18 protein-coding genes are annotated in these 21,766 nt (G+C 40.4%); 9 read left to right on the top strand and 9 right to left on the bottom strand.

Annotated elements, in window-relative coordinates; translation table 11 throughout:
• Positions 1-61: 61 nt before the first annotated feature.
• On the bottom strand, positions 62-562 hold the full coding sequence (locus tag V7K60_RS31825) for a fatty acid hydroxylase (RefSeq protein ID WP_334931751.1): 501 nt from the start codon (positions 560-562) through the stop codon (positions 62-64).
• A 1,023-nt stretch (positions 563-1,585) separates the two neighbouring features.
• Between V7K60_RS31825 and V7K60_RS31830 the strand changes: the two genes are divergently transcribed.
• Both V7K60_RS31830 and V7K60_RS31835 read left to right on the top strand, forming a co-directional pair.
• The gene (locus V7K60_RS31830) at positions 1,586-1,732 is read left to right on the top strand and encodes a ribbon-helix-helix protein, CopG family (protein ID WP_334931752.1); all 147 of its coding nucleotides are present in this window, start codon (positions 1,586-1,588) and stop codon (positions 1,730-1,732) included.
• A 1,115-nt stretch (positions 1,733-2,847) separates the two neighbouring features.
• Positions 2,848-6,393 (top strand): NB-ARC domain-containing protein, encoded by a 3,546-nt coding sequence (locus V7K60_RS31835; protein WP_334931753.1) that lies wholly within the window; start codon positions 2,848-2,850, stop codon positions 6,391-6,393.
• A gap of 7 nt (positions 6,394-6,400) precedes the next feature.
• On the opposite strand, the gene V7K60_RS31840 is transcribed toward V7K60_RS31835, so the two are convergent.
• From V7K60_RS31840 to V7K60_RS31855, 4 genes are read right to left on the bottom strand one after another with little or no spacing between them, the layout of a single operon-like run.
• Positions 6,401-7,150, bottom strand: coding sequence for an SDR family oxidoreductase (locus tag V7K60_RS31840; RefSeq protein ID WP_334931754.1), 750 nt, complete (start codon positions 7,148-7,150; stop codon positions 6,401-6,403).
• Positions 7,147-8,169, bottom strand: coding sequence for an SGNH/GDSL hydrolase family protein (locus V7K60_RS31845; protein ID WP_334931756.1), 1,023 nt, complete (start codon positions 8,167-8,169; stop codon positions 7,147-7,149). The genes V7K60_RS31840 and V7K60_RS31845 overlap by 4 nt, the downstream gene beginning before the upstream one ends.
• Positions 8,170-8,206: 37 nt before the next feature.
• Positions 8,207-9,346 (bottom strand): 3-oxoacyl-ACP synthase III family protein, encoded by a 1,140-nt coding sequence (locus V7K60_RS31850; protein WP_334931758.1) that lies wholly within the window; start codon positions 9,344-9,346, stop codon positions 8,207-8,209.
• Positions 9,347-9,356: 10 nt separating this feature from the next.
• Positions 9,357-11,120 carry a ScyA-related TPP-binding enzyme gene (locus tag V7K60_RS31855; protein WP_334931760.1) on the bottom strand — a complete coding sequence of 588 codons (1,764 nt, stop codon included), beginning with the start codon at positions 11,118-11,120 and terminating at the stop codon, positions 9,357-9,359.
• A 356-nt stretch (positions 11,121-11,476) separates the two neighbouring features.
• Between V7K60_RS31855 and V7K60_RS31860 the strand changes: the two genes are divergently transcribed.
• Both V7K60_RS31860 and V7K60_RS31865 read left to right on the top strand, forming a co-directional pair.
• On the top strand, positions 11,477-12,169 hold the full coding sequence (locus V7K60_RS31860; protein WP_334931762.1) for a haloacid dehalogenase type II: 693 nt from the start codon (positions 11,477-11,479) through the stop codon (positions 12,167-12,169).
• A 283-nt stretch (positions 12,170-12,452) separates the two neighbouring features.
• Positions 12,453-13,322, top strand: a complete 870-nt coding sequence (locus V7K60_RS31865) for a DUF5895 domain-containing protein (protein ID WP_334931764.1) — start codon at positions 12,453-12,455, stop codon at positions 13,320-13,322.
• Positions 13,323-13,386: 64 nt separating this feature from the next.
• On the opposite strand, the gene mltA is transcribed toward V7K60_RS31865, so the two are convergent.
• Positions 13,387-14,670: a murein transglycosylase A gene (gene mltA / locus V7K60_RS31870; RefSeq protein WP_334931803.1), complete on the bottom strand. Its 1,284-nt coding sequence runs from the start codon at positions 14,668-14,670 to the stop codon at positions 13,387-13,389.
• A 3-nt stretch (positions 14,671-14,673) separates the two neighbouring features.
• The gene (locus V7K60_RS31875) at positions 14,674-14,928 is read right to left on the bottom strand and encodes a hypothetical protein (RefSeq protein WP_190728057.1); all 255 of its coding nucleotides are present in this window, start codon (positions 14,926-14,928) and stop codon (positions 14,674-14,676) included.
• Positions 14,929-15,267: 339 nt separating this feature from the next.
• Between V7K60_RS31875 and V7K60_RS31880 the strand changes: the two genes are divergently transcribed.
• Positions 15,268-15,594, top strand: a complete 327-nt coding sequence (locus V7K60_RS31880; protein WP_334931766.1) for a DUF4278 domain-containing protein — start codon at positions 15,268-15,270, stop codon at positions 15,592-15,594.
• Positions 15,595-15,762: 168 nt separating this feature from the next.
• The gene (locus V7K60_RS31885) at positions 15,763-17,223 is read left to right on the top strand and encodes a serine/threonine-protein kinase (RefSeq protein WP_334931768.1); all 1,461 of its coding nucleotides are present in this window, start codon (positions 15,763-15,765) and stop codon (positions 17,221-17,223) included.
• Between the two features lie 42 nt (positions 17,224-17,265).
• Here V7K60_RS31885 and V7K60_RS31890 read toward each other — a convergent pair whose 3' ends face one another.
• Positions 17,266-18,180 (bottom strand): c-type heme family protein, encoded by a 915-nt coding sequence (locus tag V7K60_RS31890; protein WP_334931770.1) that lies wholly within the window; start codon positions 18,178-18,180, stop codon positions 17,266-17,268.
• A 181-nt stretch (positions 18,181-18,361) separates the two neighbouring features.
• On the opposite strand from V7K60_RS31890, the gene V7K60_RS31895 reads away from it, so the two are divergent.
• Entirely contained in the window at positions 18,362-19,216 is an 855-nt protein-coding gene (locus tag V7K60_RS31895; protein WP_334931773.1) for a phosphate/phosphite/phosphonate ABC transporter substrate-binding protein, read from the top strand.
• A gap of 52 nt (positions 19,217-19,268) precedes the next feature.
• Here V7K60_RS31895 and V7K60_RS31900 read toward each other — a convergent pair whose 3' ends face one another.
• Positions 19,269-19,400: a hypothetical protein gene (locus V7K60_RS31900; RefSeq protein WP_334931779.1), complete on the bottom strand. Its 132-nt coding sequence runs from the start codon at positions 19,398-19,400 to the stop codon at positions 19,269-19,271.
• Between the two features lie 94 nt (positions 19,401-19,494).
• On the opposite strand from V7K60_RS31900, the gene V7K60_RS31905 reads away from it, so the two are divergent.
• Together V7K60_RS31905 and V7K60_RS31910 are read left to right on the top strand one after the other, a co-directional pair.
• On the top strand, positions 19,495-20,628 hold the full coding sequence (locus tag V7K60_RS31905) for a hypothetical protein (protein WP_334931781.1): 1,134 nt from the start codon (positions 19,495-19,497) through the stop codon (positions 20,626-20,628).
• A gap of 70 nt (positions 20,629-20,698) precedes the next feature.
• Positions 20,699-21,586 carry a DNA adenine methylase gene (locus V7K60_RS31910; RefSeq protein WP_334931805.1) on the top strand — a complete coding sequence of 296 codons (888 nt, stop codon included), beginning with the start codon at positions 20,699-20,701 and terminating at the stop codon, positions 21,584-21,586.
• The last annotated feature ends 180 nt before the right edge of the window (positions 21,587-21,766 follow it).

Raw genomic sequence — 21,766 nt, forward strand, 5'->3', positions numbered from 1 at the left:
AGCTGCGATCGCAGCTTCTTTTGGTAATTTTAAAAAGTATTTAGGTAAGCGCTAGTTTTAGTTAGATCCGAGAGTCACGAAAACGAAGTCTGAGTAATCGCAGCCAGCGCAACCACATTTGTGCAGGTTGTTCAAAGAAGGTGAAAATATCGCCGAAACCTAAATTAGTTTTGTGATGATGTAACCAGTGTCTCTCAGGAGTGGTGATAAATAGAATTTGACATAAGATATTTACAGGCTTTGGAGTTTGCCAACCCAGTACACTTATGTGTCTCCACCATACATGAAACTGACCAAGCAGTAATCCAGAGATAACGCCAATGGGAGAGAAAGACCACAATACTACTGCTACAAGTACATAAGGTAAAGCTCCCAAGATACCATCTAAAAGAACCTGGGGATTAAAAGTCAAAATAGCATAGTGGCGGAAATCCTTTTTCCAGGAGTGGTGCGTTTTTAAATGAAGGCTACCAAAAACATGATCGGGTATGTGGTAAAAGAATGTAGATAAAAAATCGCCAAAAAACAGTAATAACCAAGCAACTGCGATAGCCTCAAGCATTTGTACTCCTCAAGAATAGTTAAGAAAACTCCACAGAAAATATGCAAATGTCATGCTGTGGGCGTAGACACCTAGTTTTCCGCTATTCAAGCAGCATCTGTGCGTCTCATGTGTCTACGCTCTAGCTAATTTGGCTTAGAGTATATCTAATTGGGTCAGTTGCAGTTTCATGAATCTCTGATCCTTAATCGAGTAAATAGCAACTCGTAAGAACCTCCAATTTGACTTTTAGCTCTGGATTAATGGTAGCAATACATCTAAAATCCGATTGGGATACAGTATTTTACTATAGTTACTACACAATCTTCTTACTAAGGCATACAGTGTAAGCAAAGGTTGAGTTAAAGTTAGTACAAATTTAGGTTAAGGCTTTCTGCAATATTGTTAATTATAAATTTATTGCAATTAAGCTTCAATTATGAATTCGATTAGAATGATATAAATAGATATTCTGCCAATATTAATTGAGTTACTGAGGTGAATAAAGCAGGCTTATAGTTTAATTGAAAGGCTGTAAAATTTGGATTATCTAGAATTAACTAGATGCCATAGATATTTTCTATCAATCGAGTAATAATATAGCTCTCAACCTGCACCTTCAATAATGAATGAACATTGAAAAGACAGGGATACTTTGAGAATTGATCTTTATTTTGCAAGTGCGTTTGAATTCGCTTACTCTAGATCATTCGTTCGCTCTTGTTATAAACACTAGCGACTTTATCTGTCACCTTTGTCCTGTGGTTACTGCTGTGCATAGCAAGCTATGCACAGCGAACGTTAAGCATGAGACTACAGCCTAAGCTAAAAAGGCTAAAAAATTAAATGATAGAGTACAAAATATTGATTCTTCCTTTATCATTTATAGACAAGTTAGTAAATCAGTAAAGCGCACCTGCAATATTTATTTACAACGTGTCCTATTGAAAGGGTATCTCAGTACATCCAAAATTTAGGTTACTTTCCAGTTGGAAGGTAAAATCAGAATTTGAAGTTATAATTACACGATTTATCTGTTTCAGTATGAACAAAAAATGGGCGGCCAAGCGAATCACTATAAACCTGGCATCAAATGAAGCCAAAAACCTTGAAAAATATTGTGAACAGACAGGCAGACCAGCAACAGATGTCATTAGAGAACTTATTCGAGCCTTGCCACTGACGAAATAAAAGTAGATTTGTAAACCATTTCACCTTGGTTCATTTTCAATATATAAGCATTAAAATTTGGTTTAATTGGAGGTGTTAAATTAAGAGGTAGTAATTGTTTGTGATGATTGAGAGGGACGTAAAAATTTAGTTTTTGGCGTGCTGCGCTCATTTACGGCGGGCGCAACGCGCCGAAAAGAAGATGACATGATCCCTATTATTGAGTTGCACAATCAAGAGTGAGAGAATATTTTTTTGGTTCGGTGACTATCCTTAGTCTGTCGTCATCTTCGTCAGAAAATAATCTCTAACCCATATTGTTTAAAATTTTCGCAACAAACAACAGCATTGAGGTAGCAAATATACAGCCGTCAGAATCTAATCTATGATTACTGTTTTTGCAATTACTCACGTCAGAATAAAATTTGAAACCTTTGTCCAAATCTGCAATACCTTCTACTTGAGCTATAACTCTTGTAGATTGGCGCTTTTCAGACTTGGCGTCAATGTTCAGCTGCTCAAGGCAAAGCTTGAATGAGTTCTCGAATCACGTCTATTGCTATTCTGCCTGTCTGTTCACAATACTTTTCAAGGTTTTGGGCTTCATCTAATGTCAAGTTTATAGTGATTCGCTTAAGCGCTCTTTTTTTACTGGAGGTTGTGAAACGGGGAAATTTAAGTGCAGCAGTTTTATTCATTGATTGATAAGCTAGATATATACAAACTTTCCTTTTTAAGATTGCCAATTCTGAGCTGTCTTTACCAGTGAAAATCGAGATTTTGAGATTGAACTTAAGCTTTACGCCCCAAAAATATTACGGAGAATACGAGGTATTAAATAACTAATACATACGTAACAAGTCTGCCATCACCAAATGTAAGAAGCTTTCGGCTGAAGAGATGATGTCAGCAATGCCCTACAGTTTAGATTGTCTGTTGAGTAAGCGGTGTTGAATTACTGAGATAAGTGGATGCCAAAGGTGGTTTTTATGAGTGAATATTTTGGTAATATACCTGTTTTAAATCCTCTGCAACATGAGATTATTCGTTTGTTATGGCTATTACCCCATATCTATAGCAACCTAGTAGATAATTCCTTTTAATAAAAAGTAATTAAACGAACAGTGAGTTAATACATGACTTTACAGAATTGGAGACGTAAGCGTGGCGTTGCACTTACTACCAAGGGTTTACAAAAAATTAAAGAAGCAAAGCATCAGTCAGAAGCAAAAGAAAATTTTGGAAATCGGTATACTCTTGAAGAAATGAGTGTACATTCTGGTTTATATTCCGCCACCATCTCGAAAGTATTGAATCGAGAAGGAGGAGTTGACAAACAGACTATTGAGAAGCTTTTTTCAGTTTTTAACTTAAAAATAGATAAAAGTGACTATACAAGCTCAAATAATCGTCTAGATTGGGGAGAGGCTATCTTTAACTCAGCTTTTTATGGGCGTATAGAAGAACTTATTACACTAGAGCAATGGATTCTCAATGAACACTGCCAATTGGTTGCACTATTGGGAATAGGAGGTATTGGAAAAACAGCACTGTCTGTAAAGTTTGCTCAAAAAATTCAGGACAACTTTGAGTATGTGATCTGGCGATCGCTACGAGAAGCACCGCCTGTTAAAATTATTCTAGGTAACTTAATCCAATTTTTATCTGACGAACAGGAAACAGAAAGTAACTTACCAGAAAGCTTTAGCGATCGCGTATCGCGACTACTCTATTATTTACAAAATTATCGCTGTTTAGTGATCCTTGATAATGCAGAATCAATTCTTCGCACTGGTAGCCGCGCCGGACTTTATCGAGAAGGATATGAGGAATATGGTGAGCTTTTAAGACGGGTAGGAGAAGCAACTCACCAAAGCTGCTTGGTGCTGACTAGCCGTGAAAAACCCAGAGAAATAGCATTTTTGGAAGGACAAGTACTACCTGTTCGCTCATTGCCACTGAGTGGATTAAAGGTGGCGGAAGGGCAAGAAATTTTAAAACTCAAGGGACTATCGGCGGCAGAGGATGAATGGAAAGTAATGATTGAACGTTACGCAGGCAATCCATTGGCCTTAAAGATAGTTGCCACGACCATTCAAGATATCTTTGATGGTAATATGACTGACTTTTTGCAACAAGACACGGCTGTTTTTGGAGACATTCGTGATATCTTAGAGCAGCAGTTTGAGCGCTTGTCAGATTTAGAAAAGGAAATAATGTATTGGCTAGCGATTAATCAGGAGTCGATCGCACTATCAGAATTGCGAGATGACATTATATTACCAGTACCACAAGCAAAATTACTTGAAGCTCTGGAATCTTTAGGAAGGCGATCGCTAATCGAGAAGGCTAGGTCTACGCTCATTGAAAAAACTGGATCATTCTTTACGCTCCAGCCTGTAGTTATGGAGTATGTGACTAGTAGCTTGATAGAACTCGTCTGTGAAGAGATTGTCACTCAGAATATTGATTTATTCAGATGTCATGCTCTGATGAAGGCGATGGGTAAAGACTATGTTAAAGATACTCAAGTTCGTCTCATCATTAAACCAGTTATAGATGGGTTGCTTAATATCTTAAGAAGTAAAAGAAAAATTGAAAATCAGTTAATTCAAATTCTCACCAGACTAAAAGAAGAATCTCCTTTAGAACCAGGGTATACATCTGGCAACATTCTGAATCTGCTTTATCATCTAGAAACTGATCTGAGTGGCTATGATTTTTCTCACCTGACTGTTTGGCAAGCAGACCTACGCAACGTAAATTTGCACAATGTAAATTTCACTTACGCCGATCTAGCCAAGTCTGTTTTTGCTGAAACCTTGGGAGGCATTCACTCAGTGGCATTCAGCCCTGATGGAAAATTCTTGGCTACGGGGGATACTAGTGGTGAGATTCGCCTGTATCAGGTTGCGGATGGAAAACAATTACTTACCGTTAATGGGCACACAGGTTTTATCTGGCCAGTGGCTTTTAGTCCAGATGGTCATATTTTTGCTAGTGGCGGTGATGACCAAAAGGTCAAGCTATGGAATACTAATACGGGGCAATGCCTTGCAAATTTGCAAGGTCATAGTGGTGGAATCTGGTCAATTGCTTTCAGTCCAGACGGTCAACTGCTTGCAAGTAGCAGTGAAGACCGTACGGTGAAGTTGTGGGATACTAGTAGCAATCAATGCCTTAAAACTCTGCGGGGACATAGTAATCGTGTTACATCAGTTGCCTTTAGTACTCAAGGTACTACGCTTGCCAGTGGCAGTGATGATCAAACCGTGAAGTTGTGGGATACTAAGACCTGGCAATGCCTCAAAACTATGGAGGTTGAGAATAGTGGGAGTAAATCAGTTGCTTTTAGCCCGGATTGTCAAACTCTGGCCAGTGGCTATCATAACCAAATTGTGAGGCTATTTGATGTTAGTACAGGTAAATGCCTTCAGACTTTGCATGGGCATACTGATTGCGTAAATTCTGTTGCTTTCAGTTATGATGGTCAGACGCTGGCAAGTAGCAGTGATGACCAAACGGTGAAACTCTGGGATATAAGTACTGGTCGCTGCCTTACCACTCTACACGGACATAATAGCAGGGTTTGGTCAGTTGCGTTTAGTCCAGAAGGTAAGACGCTGGTAAGTGGCAGCGATGACCAAACAGTAAGGTTATGGGATGTCAGTATTGGTCAATGCCTTAAAATTTTTCAGGGTTATTGTAATGGTATCTGGTCAGTTACCTTCAGTCCTCAAGGTACTACACTAGCTAGTGGCAATAATGACCAAACGGTAAGGTTATGGGATGCTAATACTGGTCAGTGCTTCAAAACTTTGCGAGGACATAGTAATCGGGTCACATCAGTAGCCTTCAGTCCTCAAGGTACTATACTTGCTAGTGGCAGTGAAGACCAAACAGTAAAGTTGTGGGATACTACCAGCGGTCAATGCCTCAAAATTTTGTTGGGACATAGTAATCGGGTTACATCAGTTGCATTCAGTCCCCAAGGTAGTGTGCTTGCTAGTAGCAGTGAAGACCAAACAGTGAAGTTGTGGGATACTAAGACCTGGCAATGCCTCAAAACCTTACAAGGTCACACTCATTGGGTATGGGCAGTCGCTTTTAGCCAGGACAGTGAGACGCTGGTCAGTGTTAGTAATGACCAAACAGTAAGGCTGTGGGATGTCAGCACTGGTCGTTGTCTTCAAACTATGTACGGTCATACTGACTGGATTTGGTCAGTCGCCTTAAGTCCTGATGGTAATACAGTAGCGAGTGGCAGCTTTGACCAAACAGTGAAACTTTGGGATGTCAGCACAGGTAAATGTATTGGAACTTTGTATGGGCATACTAGTGGCGTATACACAGTTGCCTTTCTGGATAATTGCACGCTGGCAAGTGGCAGTGGCGATCAAATGGTCAAGCTATGGGATCTGAAGACAAGCAGTTGCGTAACAACTTTGTTAGCACATACCAAGTTAGTCTGGTCAGTAGCCTTTAGTCCCGATGGTCAAACCCTAGTTAGTGGTAGTCAAGATGATACGATTAAGCTTTGGAATGTCAAGACAGGTGAGTGCCTGAAAACTTTGAAAAGCTATAGACCTTACGAAGACATGAATATCACTAAAGTGACAGGTTTAACTGAGGCTCAAAAAATTACTTTGAAAGATTTAGGGGCGCTTGAGAAACAGGAGTAGACCACACTTACTGCGCGGTATATCCCCCATCAATTATCATATTATGCCCTGTAACAAAGGAAGCTACGTCCGAACACAACCATAACACAGCTTCTGCAACCTCCTCTGGCTTGCCAATACGTCCTACAGGATGCCCAGCTGCAACTTGAGCGAGTAGGTCTGTGGGCACAGTTTCTAACATATCGGTTTGAATGCTGCCGGGACTTATAATATTAAGTCGGATGCCAGATTTAGCATATTCTATTGCCGCTGCTCGGGTTAAGGCAATAACTCCACCTTTAGTGGCACTATAGGCGGCAGTACCTGCGGCACCTATCACACCACCAACTGAAGCAACGTTTACAATTGCACCGCCCTCTTGTTTGAGCATTGTGCTAATCTCGTATTTGAGGCAGAACCACATTCCTTTGAGATTTACGTCGAACATTTGGTTCCATTCTTCTTCTGGCATTTCAATGAGTGGTTTGAAAATTGCGCGTCCGGCATTATTACAAGCGCAGTCCAAACGGCCATAAGTATCTACTGTCTTGTTAACCAACGCTTCCACTTCAGCTGCCCTTGATACATCGGTTTTAACGAAAATAGCCTCTCCTCCTGCCTCTTGTATGCAGCGCACAGTCTCCTCCCCCTCGGCAATTCGACGGCTAGCAGCTACAACCTTTGCTCCAACACGTGCAAATGCGATCGCTGTCGCCCGACCAATGCCTGATGAAGCCCCAGTAACTAATGCTACTTTTCCATCAAATTGACCTGTCATGGATGTAACTTTCCCTCTAAATTGCTTTGTTCTGCATTAACTGAATAATGGCGTTGCAGTGCCGAAACTGCACCAAAAGCACTAAAAGCCAACACCCCTAACACATTAAAAGGTTCAGGGACAGACACTGGCTTCAGTACTGAAAATGCAGATTCTCCAATAAGCCGATGAGCTGCGGTTGTAGGATGAACTGGGTCCCAAAATAAAAATTCGTCTGGATTACAGGCGACTGGTTGGGTGGGCAAATTTAAGGGCACTACTGATAAGTCTTGTATGCAATAGTTGGTAGCATTTGTCAGACCGAATTCTTTTGGTTCGGCAATTATCCGACTAAATAAGTTATTAACATTGAAAGGAATGATGTTGATATCAGGGTCTAGTTGCTGGTTCAAAAAGTTGATGGTCGCGTTTAAGCCAGAATTATGTGCATTGGTCAATGTGCTGAATAAGCTGGGTATTTGACTATTGAAGTTTGCAACTGGAAACTTTCCCAAATCTGGCTGATTAACTACTATAATATCTTGAGCGCCTATGGCCACAAGCGATGTGACTGCTGCCGATATATTTGCAACTGCCTGGTTGGGGTTCGTAACACCCCCTGCAAAGTAACTGAAGTAATCATTAGCACCAGCCCATACAATATAGAGGGCGTTGGGATTAGCAGACGGATTTTTTGCTGTAAAGCTAGCGATTTGCTGTTGCAATCCGGGGAACTCAGGAACGCTAATGTTATCGACTCCGGTGGTAGCCCCTCCAAAGGCAAAGTTGCTGCGAGGATTGAAGGATAATCCCAAGTCTTGTGCCAGATATTCTACCCAAACTGGACCATTGGAAAAATGTCCATTAAAGTATGCCGGACTTGGGGGAAAGGTTTTATTTGTGGCATTGAATGCATTTCCTGTATCAGAAAAGCTGTCACCAAAGACATAAATATCCTGATAATTCTGTGCAGCTAGAATTTTAAGCGGAAACATAAAAGACAACAAGAAAAATCCTGTTGTCAGAATTGTTTTTTTCATTTAACTTCTGACTACGGGTTAAATCCTGCTGGACATCTTAGCAAGGAATGATACTTCCAGTTTCGGAATTTTTCACTGTCGAATCAGTTTCATTGACCGGAACAGGACCTAGCACCACATCGCCCCAGCGGATCACGCTTGCAGAGGCAGAACTGGCTGCACCAAAGGCATAGATCAAAACCAAGTCATTTTCGTGAATTTTGCCCAATTGAGCAGCGTGGTACAAATTGCCTACGGTTAGTGCTGGCCCAATGTTTGCATAAAGAGGGTAGACATTGATTGTGCGCTCTGGATCAATGCCTAATACACGGGTACAGAAGCTTGCAAACCAAGCAGAGGCTGTATTGAAAATAAAAAAATCAATTTCCTCCAAGGTTATACCCGCAGCAGAAATAGCGCCTTCGCAACAAGTATGCAGAAGACTTGCGGCTGTTTCGCTGATCGCCTTGTTTATACCCTTGGTCACATGCATACGGAGCCGCTGCTTGCCCTGTTCATCTTCCATAAGTTTAAAAAAGAATTGATCGCACAAAATGCTGGTGTTAATAGTCTTTGTGCCTAGAATACCCTGATTCGGCTTGAGCGAACTAACTACAAAAGCTCCGGCACCATCGCTAAAAAACCATGAGAGAGTATCATCTTCATCGAAAAAGCGAGAGTACGTACATGATATTACCACTAGCGCATTGCGGTACCCTCCAGCTTGTACCAAGGCACAGGCAGTTTGAAGGGAAACTGGGGTACTGGCACACGTTGCATCGAGATTCCATGCGCCACACTGTAATCCCAGTTCACGAGCAAGGAAGGCAGCATTGCCAAATCCAATTTGTTCAGGTAAGAACGAGGCGACGAGCAAGATATCTACGTCGTCCGTAGAAAGCTTTGCCGCATCGAGAGCATCCTTTGCTGCACGATACTCCAGCGTCAGCGACGACTCACCTGGACTTAGCACCCGCCTCTCAACAGTGCCACGAAAGGGGTCTGACAGATAGGGCATCATCTCTAATTCAAACTCGTTGCTGGGTATGTCTCCTACGAGCGAGAACATCTTTGCTAAACTTTTTTGTTCAGCCTGAGTGACTAGCTCAGGGTATTTTTCTATGTAATAATCATTTCTACGTATAACCCTTGGAAAGCTCACGGCGAGTGAGCGAATACCTACTGGGGGATGCACCATATCCAATCACCTAGTTAATTATAGTCTTAGCGCCTTGCGAAATTAGACTCTGATTGCGACTCTCGGAGGGTGGTATATGAGTAGGGTCTATGAGTACGTCAACCACGAATGGACTGCTCGCTGCCATCGCTTTTTCCAGTGCAACTTGGATGTCGGACTCCTTTTCAACGCGTATTCCATCAGCTCCCATAGCTTGGGCAATCTCGACAAAATTCGTCGGCGTAATCTTCGCATCCACTCCCTTAAAATTTAGTAGCGTCAATCCTTGGTCACACATGTTATAGCGCGAGTCATTAAGTACAATCCAGACAGCAGAAATCTGGTGTTGCACTGCTGTACTGATCTCGTTATTCATGAGCATAGCACCATCCCCGACAATAGCAACAGCCTTACTATTCCTTGCCAGTGCCGCACCTACAATGCCCGTAACGAAATGCCCCATAGACCCAAAGCCAGTGCTAACCCGAAAACGGCCTGGTTGAGTAAATCGTAGATGGTGAATTGCCCAGGCAAACGAGTTACCCGATTCAGCCATTACTACTGCATCACTTCCTTCAACAATCACCTGTTGAATTACATCCATAAGTACTTTGGGTCGCACTAAACTGTCTGTACATGGCTTGATTAAATCAAGTTCAGGTCGAGGCAGCGTTACCGCTGTTGGGTGACTATTACTTACAGAAAAATGCTTCAACAGCTCCTTCATGAACACTTTTACGTCAGACTGGATAGCAAACGTCTTGGCATCTGGATACGCTGCTCCTGGCACATCTGGGTCGATGTCAATATGCAAAAATCCTCGCTGGGGGATCATGGTAGGGTTCCAGAACGATGTAAACTCACCAAGGCGCGTTCCCAGAACCAAAGTATGCAAAGGATAATACTTCTGCATATATGTCAAAACAGACTTGTGTCCAGCAAAACCTGTAACTCCTACAAATTGTGGATGATCTTCAGGAAAAATCCCTTTGCCACGCGGCGAACACATTACTGCTGCGCCTGTTCTCTCAGCAAGTTGGCGAATATCTTCGGCAGCATCGCGCGCACCGAAGCCAACCCAGATGGCAAATGGCCCTTCAGTCAGTAACCGGGCACATTCTGTAATTGTTTCCTCACTTGCTGTTGCCACAGCATGAGACAGAGTTACTTGTGGCAACGAAGTTGTTAGTGAACTTGTCTGGATATTTGTAGGGATACTTAGATATGCGACGAATCCTCCTGGTTGTACCAGTCCAAGAGCAAGCTTTCGAGAAATCTCTGTAAGTTCATCGCTACGTTCAAGATTAGTCGCGTAATGAAATATTTGCCCTAAATTAAAAATACTTGTGCTGGGCATAGTGTATGCGCTGGTTTCCTGGAAAGCCCAACGTCCCCGCTGCGGTGCTGAGGTCGAAGCTGCTACCAGAATCACCTTAGCGCCCTCGCAACGGGCAGCTAATAATCCTGTTAACGCGTTGGTGATCCCCGGTCCTACAGTCGTAAATATCACAACTGGGCGATCGCTAGCAAAATATGCCTCAATGGCTGCAAAAGCTGCTCCGGCTTCATGGCGAAAGTGCAGCACCTGGATGGAACTTTGGTGTAGCGCAGCCCACACTGGGGCGATTGCACCTCCCGATACACCAAAGGCATACTGCACTCCCATATCTTCCAGGATTTTTACCACTGCCTCTGCTACCGAAAAAGTTTTGGATGTCTTGCTATAAGCTGGCTGTTTACTTGAGTTTAATTGTTTAGTGGTATTGGCTTGTGTATCCTGAAATTTAACATCCATACAAACTATACTTAGGAATAATTTCCTTTCTGGAACAACTATTATCCCATACCCTAAACTTAGTAACAGTGTAATATCAATGTAATATCAATTTATTTGGATAACGCCCATACAACTTCGGTTAGCACTGCTCTCTAAGGCAGGTATAACGGTAAAACTACCTTTGTGGTTCACTGTGTCAATCTTTGAGCAACCTATAGGTTCCGCGTTGCCCTGATATATAAAAAATGTTCAGAGACTTCAAGAACAGTGGATGTGGCGATGCCTGGGGCGGGCTGCGCCAACGCAGATGGGTTCACCCGTCTTTTGATTTGTGAAAACTGAACACTATTAATCAACCTCTGGAGTATAAAAAGGTGATTAACTTAAATCAGTATAAGGCTTTAACTTTCGATTGTTACGGAACCCTAATTGATTGGGAGAATGGCATCTTAGGGGTGCTAAAGCCACTTCTGGTGGCACACAAAACTAATTTGGATGACGAGCAAATTCTTAATATTTTTGCTGAATTTGGAGCAGAACTGGAAAAAGAAGAATATATCAAATATCGAGAGGTTTTGAAAAGAGTAGTCCAGAAATTTGGCGAACGATTTGGCTTTGAGCCAACTGCTGACGAACTAAATTCACTTGCCGATTCGATTCAGCATTGGCTGCCTTTCCCCGATACAATTGAGGCACTTAGAACTTTAAAGCAAAAGTTTAAGCTGGTAATTATCTCAAATGTAGATGACGATCTCTTTGCTTTCTCGGCAAAGCACTTGGAGGTGGAATTTGACCCGATAATCACAGCAGAACAGGCAAAAAGCTACAAACCCTCCTTCAACAACTTCAGATTGGCTATTGAGAGAATTGATTTGCCGCTAGAGCAGATATTACACGTTGCTGCTAGTGTATATCATGATATTGTGACAGCCAAATCTTTGGGATTATCAACAGTCTGGGTAAATCGTCGAGCAGAGCAAGGGGTTAGTGCGAATTTACCAGCAGTCACTCAACCTGATTTAGAAGTGCCTGATTTGAAGACTCTTGCTACTTTAAGTTTACAGTAATTTGCTGATTTGAATTTAACCACGAGAGGAACAAAAAGTAAATCGCATTATTGACCGAAAATAGTAGAAAATTGCAGGGAGATAGAGAGATGCCAAAGAAAGAATTTGTTGTTAAAAAACTAAACAGGGATTGCAACATAGATTGATTCTGTCTTACTCTAGAAAAACTACTACGCCAGTTTAATGTTCTTAAACTTTGGGAACCACAGTACATAACTGGCTTTCCAGGATCAGCGCCCTGCCGATAACCTTGTTCAACAAAACACTTTGATAGCCTAAAACGATGAAAGCATCTGCTAATTTTGACTTTGAAGACGAGAAATTCAATGCACCGCCTTCTCAAGTCCTTCCCTGGTGTCAGATGATTAATCCTCGGTATGGCACAGATGGTATACAATCTCACGGTTTGGCGATTAAGCTAGATAATGCTAATGCTGTTGGCTTTGTGCCAGATGATAATTGGCAGCAAGTAGAGCATGAATTTAGCTCTGGAGTAGAAACAGTCTTTATTAGTGCTACTCCACGCTTGGTTATAGTGCGTCGGGGGCCATTGTCTGTTAAAGACCGGGAAAGTGGTCTAAAACTGGGTACGCTCAAAGATAATTATGATGCTTTTTTAGCCGACAAACTTAAATTTAAAACCTTTACTCGCTATCTAATTTTTATCGTGGGTGAGAATAAAAAGTTTTTACATGAATCACCACTACAACTAACTCTCAATGGTGCAGCCGGAGCGAGTTTCAGCAAAACCTACTGCGAATATCAACAAGGCAAAGTAGTTAGTGGATTCGTTGCTGAACTAGAAAAAGCTTATGCTATTTACCGCAAGCAACCTTTGACACCAAAAGGGCCTTTGTTCCACGCTCACGGGATTTTTTCTCCTATCATTGAATGTGAAGAAAGAGGTATTGAACCAAATACAGTTTTGGTAGCTTCAACTGTGGACTATAAACATCCCACTGTAGGGACTTTAACGGAATATTTAATTGCTTCTGATGCTCTTGAGTCTGCAATGATTTGTAAGACTTTTGAAGAATACAAAGATTTTGGCAAGGAACCTGTAAAATCAGAAACCCCTAAATTGGCAATGGCAGGAGTTTCTAACTCTTATGTTTATGCTGATGAAGATGATTTTGCTTATCCACCGTATTAAAGAGAGTGATGAGTGAGGAGTGAGGAGTGATGAGTTTTGAATTAATAACTCCTAACTCCTAACTTTATTCTTTGAGCAGCAAATAATATAGTGAGCCATTACCGCCTGTGACACCGGCGCGATCGCCTGCTAGTTTACCAGATCCCATGAAATAATCCACCCGGCCCGGGCCTTTAATGGCGCTTCCTGTATCTTGGTCAAGCACAAACCGACTGACAGTACGCCTCTCTAGTTTGCCACCACTGGCAGGATAGGGAAATGAATTGTAAATCAGCGCTAACGCTCCCGGAGGCATGAGAGACTTATCAGTAGCAATGGAACGTTCTGCTGTTACTGGCACATGAATACTACCAGTAGCAGCTCTACCACTTGTTTCTTGGAAGAAAATAAATCGTTGCCAGCGGGGCAGATAATTGCTCAACTCCTGGGGCTTTTGTCGGAAATAACTAATCATACGTGGCATTGTCAATCCTGCCAGTGGAAGTTTGCCATCTTTTGCCAGTTCTTTACCGATACTAGTCCAAGGGTAATCAGTTCCACCTGCATAGCCAACTGACGTTGTTTTGCCATTAGTTAACTTAATTTGGGCAGAACCTTGGATATGTACCATGTATGCGTCAAAGCGATCGCGAAACCAAAGCAATTCTAAACCATGTAATTTACTCTTATTCCCTTTTAAACCATCCTTCCCTTCCAAATCAATTCGTTTTGGATGAGGTTTAGGCCATTGGCTGAAATTAGGTGGTAGCCGATAAAGAGGATACTTATATATTGCAGTTCTGACACGGCTAGCGGTGTAAACAGGTTCGTAGTAAGCAGTGAACTTAACAGTACCCTTGCCATCGTTACCCACAGATTGGTAGAAGACAAACTCACGACTGACAGCAGCTTGTAGTTGCGCTGCTGAGTTAGAACTGACAACTAGTTGGCGGAAACGTAGCAAACTCCGGCGGACGCGATCGAGGGTAATTTCCCGAACTGGATAATTTTGATATGCTGCGATCGCATCACCCTTTGTTAGGTAAAGCAGACTGTTATCAATGGAAGCCAACAGCGCTTTGCGATCGCCTCCGGTGGGCGAAGCGCCAACGCCTGTTTTGCCTCTTTGACTCCAAATTTGCTCATCCCAACCCAAGCAAGTCGGCCGGACTGTACAATCGCTTCCGATAGTGATTGGTTTTAGCGGCGGCGTTAATTCAGGAGTAGTTGGTACTGGCAGAGGTGGAAGATCAGGAGTAGTCGGTAGTGGCAACGGCAGTAAGTTAGGAACCTGAGCAACAGCCGACCAAAGAGGGTTTACGAGGGCAATTCCTAGACTCAAGGAAAGCAAAGCAAGGGTTTTTCTCATCATTTAGTTGAATCTTTCAACACTGGAACTAAAAATGGGTTCTACCCGGATTGCTACAATCCGAGAAGGGCGTACTACCATATATTCCCCTTGAATATTTTTGATTGGCACGCTAATAAAGTCATTAGAAGCAGATTTTGGCACAAGTTCGCCGCTATACCATTTCTGAAACTCTTGAATAGTAGGAAAACGTACTTCTTCTCGGTGGCCGCTTTCCAGTAGTAGGTATACGGCATATTCATTTGCAGTTCTAGCCATAAAGTTGAATCATTTAAAAAAACATTCAACCCATTGTTAACCACGTAACCCCCGAATGAAAAGGGTAAGCATACGGGAGGTTGCCAGCAGGGGAGACGAGGAGACAAGGGGGACAAGGGGAAATTATTGAACAAGTCTCTCCCTTATCTCCCCCTCTTCCTTGTCTACCTTGTCTCTTCTCAATGCCCAATGCCCAATAGACTTTTCACTCTAGACGCCTAATCCTTTAAGCAGTTCCTTAAAAAGTGTAAGTTTACATTAGCTCTTGCATAACTCTCTAATCAATCTCTGATAAGTCATTGGGATTGTTGAAAAATAGTTATTCAGGAAGCGAAAATTATGAAACTTTACTATCGTGGTCTGAGCTACGAATACGACTCAAGCAAAGTTGGCAGTAAAAAAACACAACAGCCGTTTCAACCAGTTCCTCAAGTTGAACCAGCTTATAATTTGATGTACCGTGGCGTTAACTATCGTGTTGATGCAAATTTCAAATCGGCGGAAGCTCCTGTAGCACCAGTAGCCTATAATAAATTGAGCTTTCGGGGAATCACCTATTTTGTAAATAAAACTCAATTAAAAGAAGTTAGCGTAGTCTCTCAACCAACAACTGCTTCAAAACTTGAGGCACTGGCGATTTCTGAGGAATTATTAAAGCTTCAATAATAATATGCCTGCAAGCCGATCTGGAGTCTAGTTAGTCATAAACTTGTAATACAATCTTCAAAAAACCTTGCTTGAAATTTTGGCACTACCTACTTTCTGTCTCAACAAACCTTACCAAAGCTGGTAGTTGTGCCAAGATTAATTTGAGGACTTAAGGCTTGTGACACAATGTTAGGACAATTATTAGACGGACGTTACCAAGTCCTCCAGACATTAGGTGGAGGTGGATTCGGTCAAACTTACATAGCCCAAGATACCCATCGGCCAGGTTTCCCCAAATGCGTTGTCAAACACCTTAAGCCCGTCACTCGTAGCCCTGAATTTCTCGAAACTGCCAGACGGCTATTTACTAGTGAGGCAGAAACACTAGAACAATTGGGCTACCATGACCAGATTCCTCGGCTTTTAGCCTATTTTGAAGACAACCAAGAGTTCTTCTTGGTGCAAGAGTTCATTGAAGGACATACCCTGAAAGCGGAACTATTCCCCAATCAACGTTGGACAGAAGATCAAGTAATTCAACTGCTCCAGCAGGTTCTGGGTATTCTACAATTTATTCACAGCCACAACGTTATTCATCGAGATATCAAACCGGACAATATAATTAGGCGGCAACAAGACGGTAAGTTAGTGCTGATTGACTTTGGCGCTGTTAAACAAGTCCAAACTGAACTGCTCACAATTGCAGGGCGCACGGGGGCTACTATTATCATTGGTACTCCCGGATATATGTCTACAGAACAGGGGCGAGGTAAACCCCGCCCCAACAGTGATATTTATTCCTTGGGCATTATTGGTATACAATCGCTGACAGGTTTACACCCTATAAACTTTGAGGAAGACCCAGATACAGGAGAAATTTATTGGCAGCATCAAGCTAACGTCAGTTCTGAGTTGGCATCTGTGCTATCTAAGATGGTGCTACATCACTTTAAACAGCGCTATCAGTCTGCGGCTGAAGTTTTACGGGCGCTTAAGGATCTCGATACTAGAGTAGAAGCGCAATCACTTCAACTACTATCTTTGACACCCAAGGAGCAAGAATATTATTGTAAAGATTACCAGGTAGAAGCGCAATCACTTCAACTACCGTATTTTACACAACCGCCTCAAGCTTCGCTTTCTCAACAAAACTCAATTGGGTATCCGCCTGCTTCTCTTCTGTCTGGAGAAAATTACAACCGCTTAGAAACAATTCTTTTAGAATTTGTCGGCCCCATCGCCTCAAGATTACTACGACAAGTTGCAGCTTCAGCGTCCAATTTTGAAGAATTAATTAGTCAATTAGTCCTTCATCTTCGAGAGAATCAACAAATTGATTTTAAGAAGAAAACAATGTTTTTACTAGAGAAATCTACGTTACTACAAGAATTTATTGTTAAATCCGATCAATCTGATATTAACTCAAATAATTTATTAAACCAAGAATCTAAAGTCATTAGCGATAACTTTCTGGAAGAGTGTGAACGTGAATTGGCTAATTTAATTGGCCCAATAGCTAAGTTTCTAGTTCAAAAAGCTATTAAATCTTCTGGACAAATTTCTCGTGCAGAATTTGTGAAAATTTTAGCATCACAAATTACCGAACCTCAAAAAGTTTTGGAATTTGAGCAACGCCTACTATCTTGATTTTTTCAAAATTGCGTTTTTATCTCCGTGCATTACGAATTATTAGCTTTGGTTATTCAGCATCTCCAGAGCTATTTTTAAGCTAGCTTTCATCCGATTAAATGCTTCTGCTAACCCGCCAATTTCATCATTAGAGCTTTCTTGAAAATCAGCGCTCATATCACCAATACTAACTTTTTGAGCTATTTTTTCTATTCTTCTGATACGCTGAATTACATATTTTGTGATTAAGAAATTAATTAAGAAAACTACGATCGCAAAGATCGTAATTAAAAGTCCCATTATCAATATCCAAGTCCGTTTGGCATTGGCAAAAATATCTTGAGAAGGAACAGAGATTATTTGAGCAGAAACAATCTGATTGAGTTGCCAGCCAAAACCATTTTCCGAGCCATAATTTAGCAACTGACTTTTAGGAGCCTGATCTGGTGTAGAATGGCATCGCAAACATTTATTTTGTGTAATCTTTAATGGTTGTGCAATGTAAAATACTTCGCCTTCTGACAATTTACGAAAGCCTGTAATTTCTAGAGTATTAGGTTCGTTGCGAAAACGCTCGACAAGTTGAGTTTCAAAATTATCAGCTTTATCCGCTAAATTGGTTGGATTAAGTGTTGCATCTTTATGAAAAAAGTTTTGAAATTCAGGCTTTTTACGAAAATTTTCAAAAACCTCTTTAGAGGAAAAAGTTGGTATTACTTCAGGTATAAAAGTTGGGTTATTATCTAATCTAGGTTCTAATAAAGGATTTATGCGATTTTGTGTATAGTCTCTAACTGCATTCACCATTTGGATGAGAATTTCTGCTTGAGAACTTACTTCATTTTGCGCTCTCCCTTGAAGTACACTGGATAAGGCAACGCCACTTCCCAAAATACTGATGATGAAAACTAATACTAAAAGTAAGTTAAATTTAGCACCTATTTTTAAGTGTTTTAACGTAATGTTGTTTAACATAACCTAAGCAAATAGGGTGACCTGTGAGTTTGTCTAATATTTATTTATACCTGTTAGAAAGCATCTCAACAACATTTAAATAAATATTAATTTTTTATTACAATATAACCTGTTTAGGCAGTAGTCAAATTTATCTAAATTAGTCCTGAAAGCCAAATTATTTCTTTAACCATAATTAGTGATGTTTGTGCGATTTTCCCGTCGTTTATTTCTGTTTCATCTACTAGGTTTTACATTTGCTGCCTGCAAACCACAAGGTGGAGTTGAGGGCACGTTAACTATTGGTGTGATTAACTATGGTGGAGGTGAACAGATAATTAATCAATATGCTAAATTTAATAGTTATTTGGGTGAAAAAACAAACTCATATATTCAGCTAGAGCCTGTTTTTAATGAAAATAGAGCGGTTGAGCGCCTTGATGCTCGTGCTTGGTCATTGGTATTTGCTCCACCGGGTTTAGCGGCTATTGCGATCGCACGTCACCAATATGTTCCCCTATTTCCTTTAATAGGTATTAGTGATTTGCGTTCCATCTTCGTTGTTCGCAAAGATAATCCGATAACTGACTTGAAACAGCTACAAGGCAAAACAGTGGCTTTAGGACAGTTAGGTTCTGCAACAGGATATTATTTCCCTCTTTACAATCTTTATGGTACAACACTAGCTGAGATACTGTTTGCACCCACACCCAAAGCAGCACTGGAATTGGTCGCTCAAGGAAAAGCGATCGCCTGTGCCGTCTCAGAGGCGGAATTAAGTCTCTACAGTTCACAGTTGGCCCCAACCGAATTCCGCATACTATTTAAAGACCCTCACTATGTACCATTAGGTGTGGTCTTGATTGGGCCGAATGTAGAACGTAACCGTCAAGAATTTATCCGCAAAGTGATGAGTGATTCACCTTCTGGTTTAGCTCAAGAAGTGGGATACGTACCCAATGGACAAGTACCAGATTACAAATACATGATTTCTGTGGTCGATCGGTTAAGCTCAATTAGTTCCAAGCTACAAAATAAACCTGTTCGTTTATTCTAATTAAAGCAATAACAATACTTTCAGCCTTTGTTTTCTGTAACATCTCCTACACTCAGTACGAAGGACGAGTGTAGGCTTCCAAGACAATCCGGCTATTTATTGCGTAAGGAGTCTCTTGGGGTATCGAGGTGAGTGTTACCACTTCACCTCGTGTATATACGGGAAGCTTATAAGGTATTGGCATCTGTTCCATGCTTTAATGGCTAAGGTTCTTAAAAACCAAAGCATTTAAAATTTGACTTCGTTTCTTGAAGGGCCGCAAGACAATAACGCGCAAAATGACAGAAGTTCTACACTTTACAGGATTTATCAAGGGAGTAACCTATAAAACTTACTTGGCAGAGAAATTAAAAGAGATTAGTTTAAATGAATTTGATATTAACCAAGCAAATACATTTGGATTAATTAAGTCTCCCACCACAGAAATTGCCTATTCGCAATGGGTATCACCTAAAAGAACTAGAAGTTACCCCTTTGCCAGAATTTACGATACATATAATACTTCTAAAGTAATAACTATTATCCCAGTTATTAAAGAAGAAGGCAAAGATGGAGATAGAGATAGAATTCAGTATTCAACCATCTCGTGGATGAATTTACTTAATATTTATATAGTTCTTGCTTATTATGAAACTGCTCATAAAAGTACCAAAAGCGGACAAAGTAATAAGCATAAAATAACCAACCAGCAATTCAATAATGAATTTGTCAAATCTCAAATTGATGAGATACTAGCATATCACCAAAGTGTTCTCCATTGGAACAAAAACTTATTTGAAGAAAGATTTGTACAAATTTTTGAAAAAGCTCTCGATTGTTATGATTCCATTTCCACAACAACTGGAGTAATGATTCACCCTCGACAAGGCATGAATAGCTATTTACAAAAAATTATAGAGGAATTCGAGGAGTTTAAAAATATTTCTCTTAAAGGTTCCCAGAGCGCTAGTAAGAGAGAAGCTTTAACGTCTCATAAACTAGAATATTTAATTGATGGATTAAAAGCTACCTTTAGTATAGAAAACTACTTAGGAGGAGTCTATTATTTAACTCCAGATGAAATATTCCACGAAAATGATATTTACATAATACAAGAGTCAAAAAACACTTCCAAAGAATCTTTGCCAAAGCTCCCTGATATCCAAGATGGTTTATTCAAGTTAATATTATTTTCTAATCTAGATTCGTTAAATATCAGTGGACAACCAGTATCCTTTATAACAAAGTTAAAGTTGACTGGTAAAAACGTGATAGGCTCTATTGTGTTTCCAGAGGCATCAGCAACGGAGCTAGAATCTTTTTTGGCTACTAATGTGAAAATCTTTAACAATAACCAAAAGGAAATAATTAGACAACTCGCTGTAGAGGCTGAAGATAATCAAAAGCTTAAAATAGAAGTGACAAGTAACTAATACAAATATAATTTAAAGTAGATAATTGTTTGATTATTTAAACTTATAACCGTTATTGGGTACAACAATTATGATAAAAAGTCCATTACGCTACCCAGGTGGCAAGTCAAAAGCCATTAACCAAATAGCTGAATATTTACCAGATAGTTTTTCTGAGTTTCGAGAACCTTTCGTAGGTGGTGGTTCTGTATTTATTTACTTAAAGCAAAAATTTCCTCACCTAAAAATTTGGATTAACGATTTAAACCGCGAACTATTTCTGTTTTGGAAATCTACTCAATCTCATCTACCTCAGCTAGTGGAAGAAATACATCGTGTTAAAGATAAATACACAGATGGAAAGTTGCTATTTGAGGAATTAACTAGTGTAGATCCCAACAATTTATCGGATTTTGATAGAGCAGTACGTTTTTTTATTCTGAATAGAATTACTTTCTCTGGCACTGTAGAATCTGGGGGATTTTCTGAGCAAGCTTTTCATAAACGCTTTACTTACTCGTCGATAGACCGCCTGGAGAAATTAGAAAAAATTTTAACAGCAGATGTAAAGATTACTAATTTAGATTATGGTGAACTATTACAAGCAGATGGTAAAGATTTATTTATATTTTTAGATCCACCTTATTTTGCTGCTACAAAATCCAAGTTGTATGGTAAAAATGGTGATTTACACACATCTTTTGAGCATCAGAAGTTTGGTGAATTAGTGATAGAATGTCGTCACCGTTGGCTAATAACTTACGATGACTCACCTATTATTAGAGAAAATTTTCAAGACTCTAATCTCTTTGAGTGGGAATTGCAGTATGGAATGAATAACTACAAACAAAGTAGTGCTGCCAAAGGTAAAGAGTTATTCATCACCAATTATGAAATTAGAAATAATTTTAATATAGATGAAAACAATAATAAAGATTTTCAAGCTCATCAACAGTTGAGTCTTGAGCTTTCATTATAATCGAATGGCACTAAGATAATTTTGAGCCAGCACAACCAAAAGGTGAGGAATCCATGACAGCTACTATAAGTTTTCGTGCTACTGAAAAGATGAAGGAAGAGGTGAAGGCACAAGAAGATCCACCAGAATTTTGTCGCCAAGCTATCCACTAAAAACTAGATAAGGATAAAAAGAAATAAT

The organism is Nostoc sp. (assembly GCF_036917555.1).
Lineage (GTDB): Bacteria > Cyanobacteriota > Cyanobacteriia > Cyanobacteriales > Nostocaceae > Nostoc.

Coding starts and splice junctions, on each gene's coding strand:
- V7K60_RS31825 (WP_334931751.1), bottom strand. CDS start 562: ATGCTTGAGGCTATCGCAGTTGCTTGGTTATTACTGTTTTTTGGCGAT.
- V7K60_RS31830 (WP_334931752.1), top strand. CDS start 1,586: ATGAACAAAAAATGGGCGGCCAAGCGAATCACTATAAACCTGGCATCA.
- V7K60_RS31835 (WP_334931753.1), top strand. CDS start 2,848: ATGACTTTACAGAATTGGAGACGTAAGCGTGGCGTTGCACTTACTACC.
- V7K60_RS31840 (WP_334931754.1), bottom strand. CDS start 7,150: ATGACAGGTCAATTTGATGGAAAAGTAGCATTAGTTACTGGGGCTTCA.
- V7K60_RS31845 (WP_334931756.1), bottom strand. CDS start 8,169: ATGAAAAAAACAATTCTGACAACAGGATTTTTCTTGTTGTCTTTTATG.
- V7K60_RS31850 (WP_334931758.1), bottom strand. CDS start 9,346: ATGGTGCATCCCCCAGTAGGTATTCGCTCACTCGCCGTGAGCTTTCCA.
- V7K60_RS31855 (WP_334931760.1), bottom strand. CDS start 11,120: ATGGATGTTAAATTTCAGGATACACAAGCCAATACCACTAAACAATTA.
- V7K60_RS31865 (WP_334931764.1), top strand. CDS start 12,453: ATGAAAGCATCTGCTAATTTTGACTTTGAAGACGAGAAATTCAATGCA.
- mltA (WP_334931803.1), bottom strand. CDS start 14,670: ATGAGAAAAACCCTTGCTTTGCTTTCCTTGAGTCTAGGAATTGCCCTC.
- V7K60_RS31875 (WP_190728057.1), bottom strand. CDS start 14,928: ATGGCTAGAACTGCAAATGAATATGCCGTATACCTACTACTGGAAAGC.
- V7K60_RS31880 (WP_334931766.1), top strand. CDS start 15,268: ATGAAACTTTACTATCGTGGTCTGAGCTACGAATACGACTCAAGCAAA.
- V7K60_RS31885 (WP_334931768.1), top strand. CDS start 15,763: ATGTTAGGACAATTATTAGACGGACGTTACCAAGTCCTCCAGACATTA.
- V7K60_RS31890 (WP_334931770.1), bottom strand. CDS start 18,180: ATGTTAAACAACATTACGTTAAAACACTTAAAAATAGGTGCTAAATTT.
- V7K60_RS31895 (WP_334931773.1), top strand. CDS start 18,362: ATGTTTGTGCGATTTTCCCGTCGTTTATTTCTGTTTCATCTACTAGGT.
- V7K60_RS31900 (WP_334931779.1), bottom strand. CDS start 19,400: ATGCCAATACCTTATAAGCTTCCCGTATATACACGAGGTGAAGTGGTA.
- V7K60_RS31905 (WP_334931781.1), top strand. CDS start 19,495: ATGACAGAAGTTCTACACTTTACAGGATTTATCAAGGGAGTAACCTAT.
- V7K60_RS31910 (WP_334931805.1), top strand. CDS start 20,699: ATGATAAAAAGTCCATTACGCTACCCAGGTGGCAAGTCAAAAGCCATT.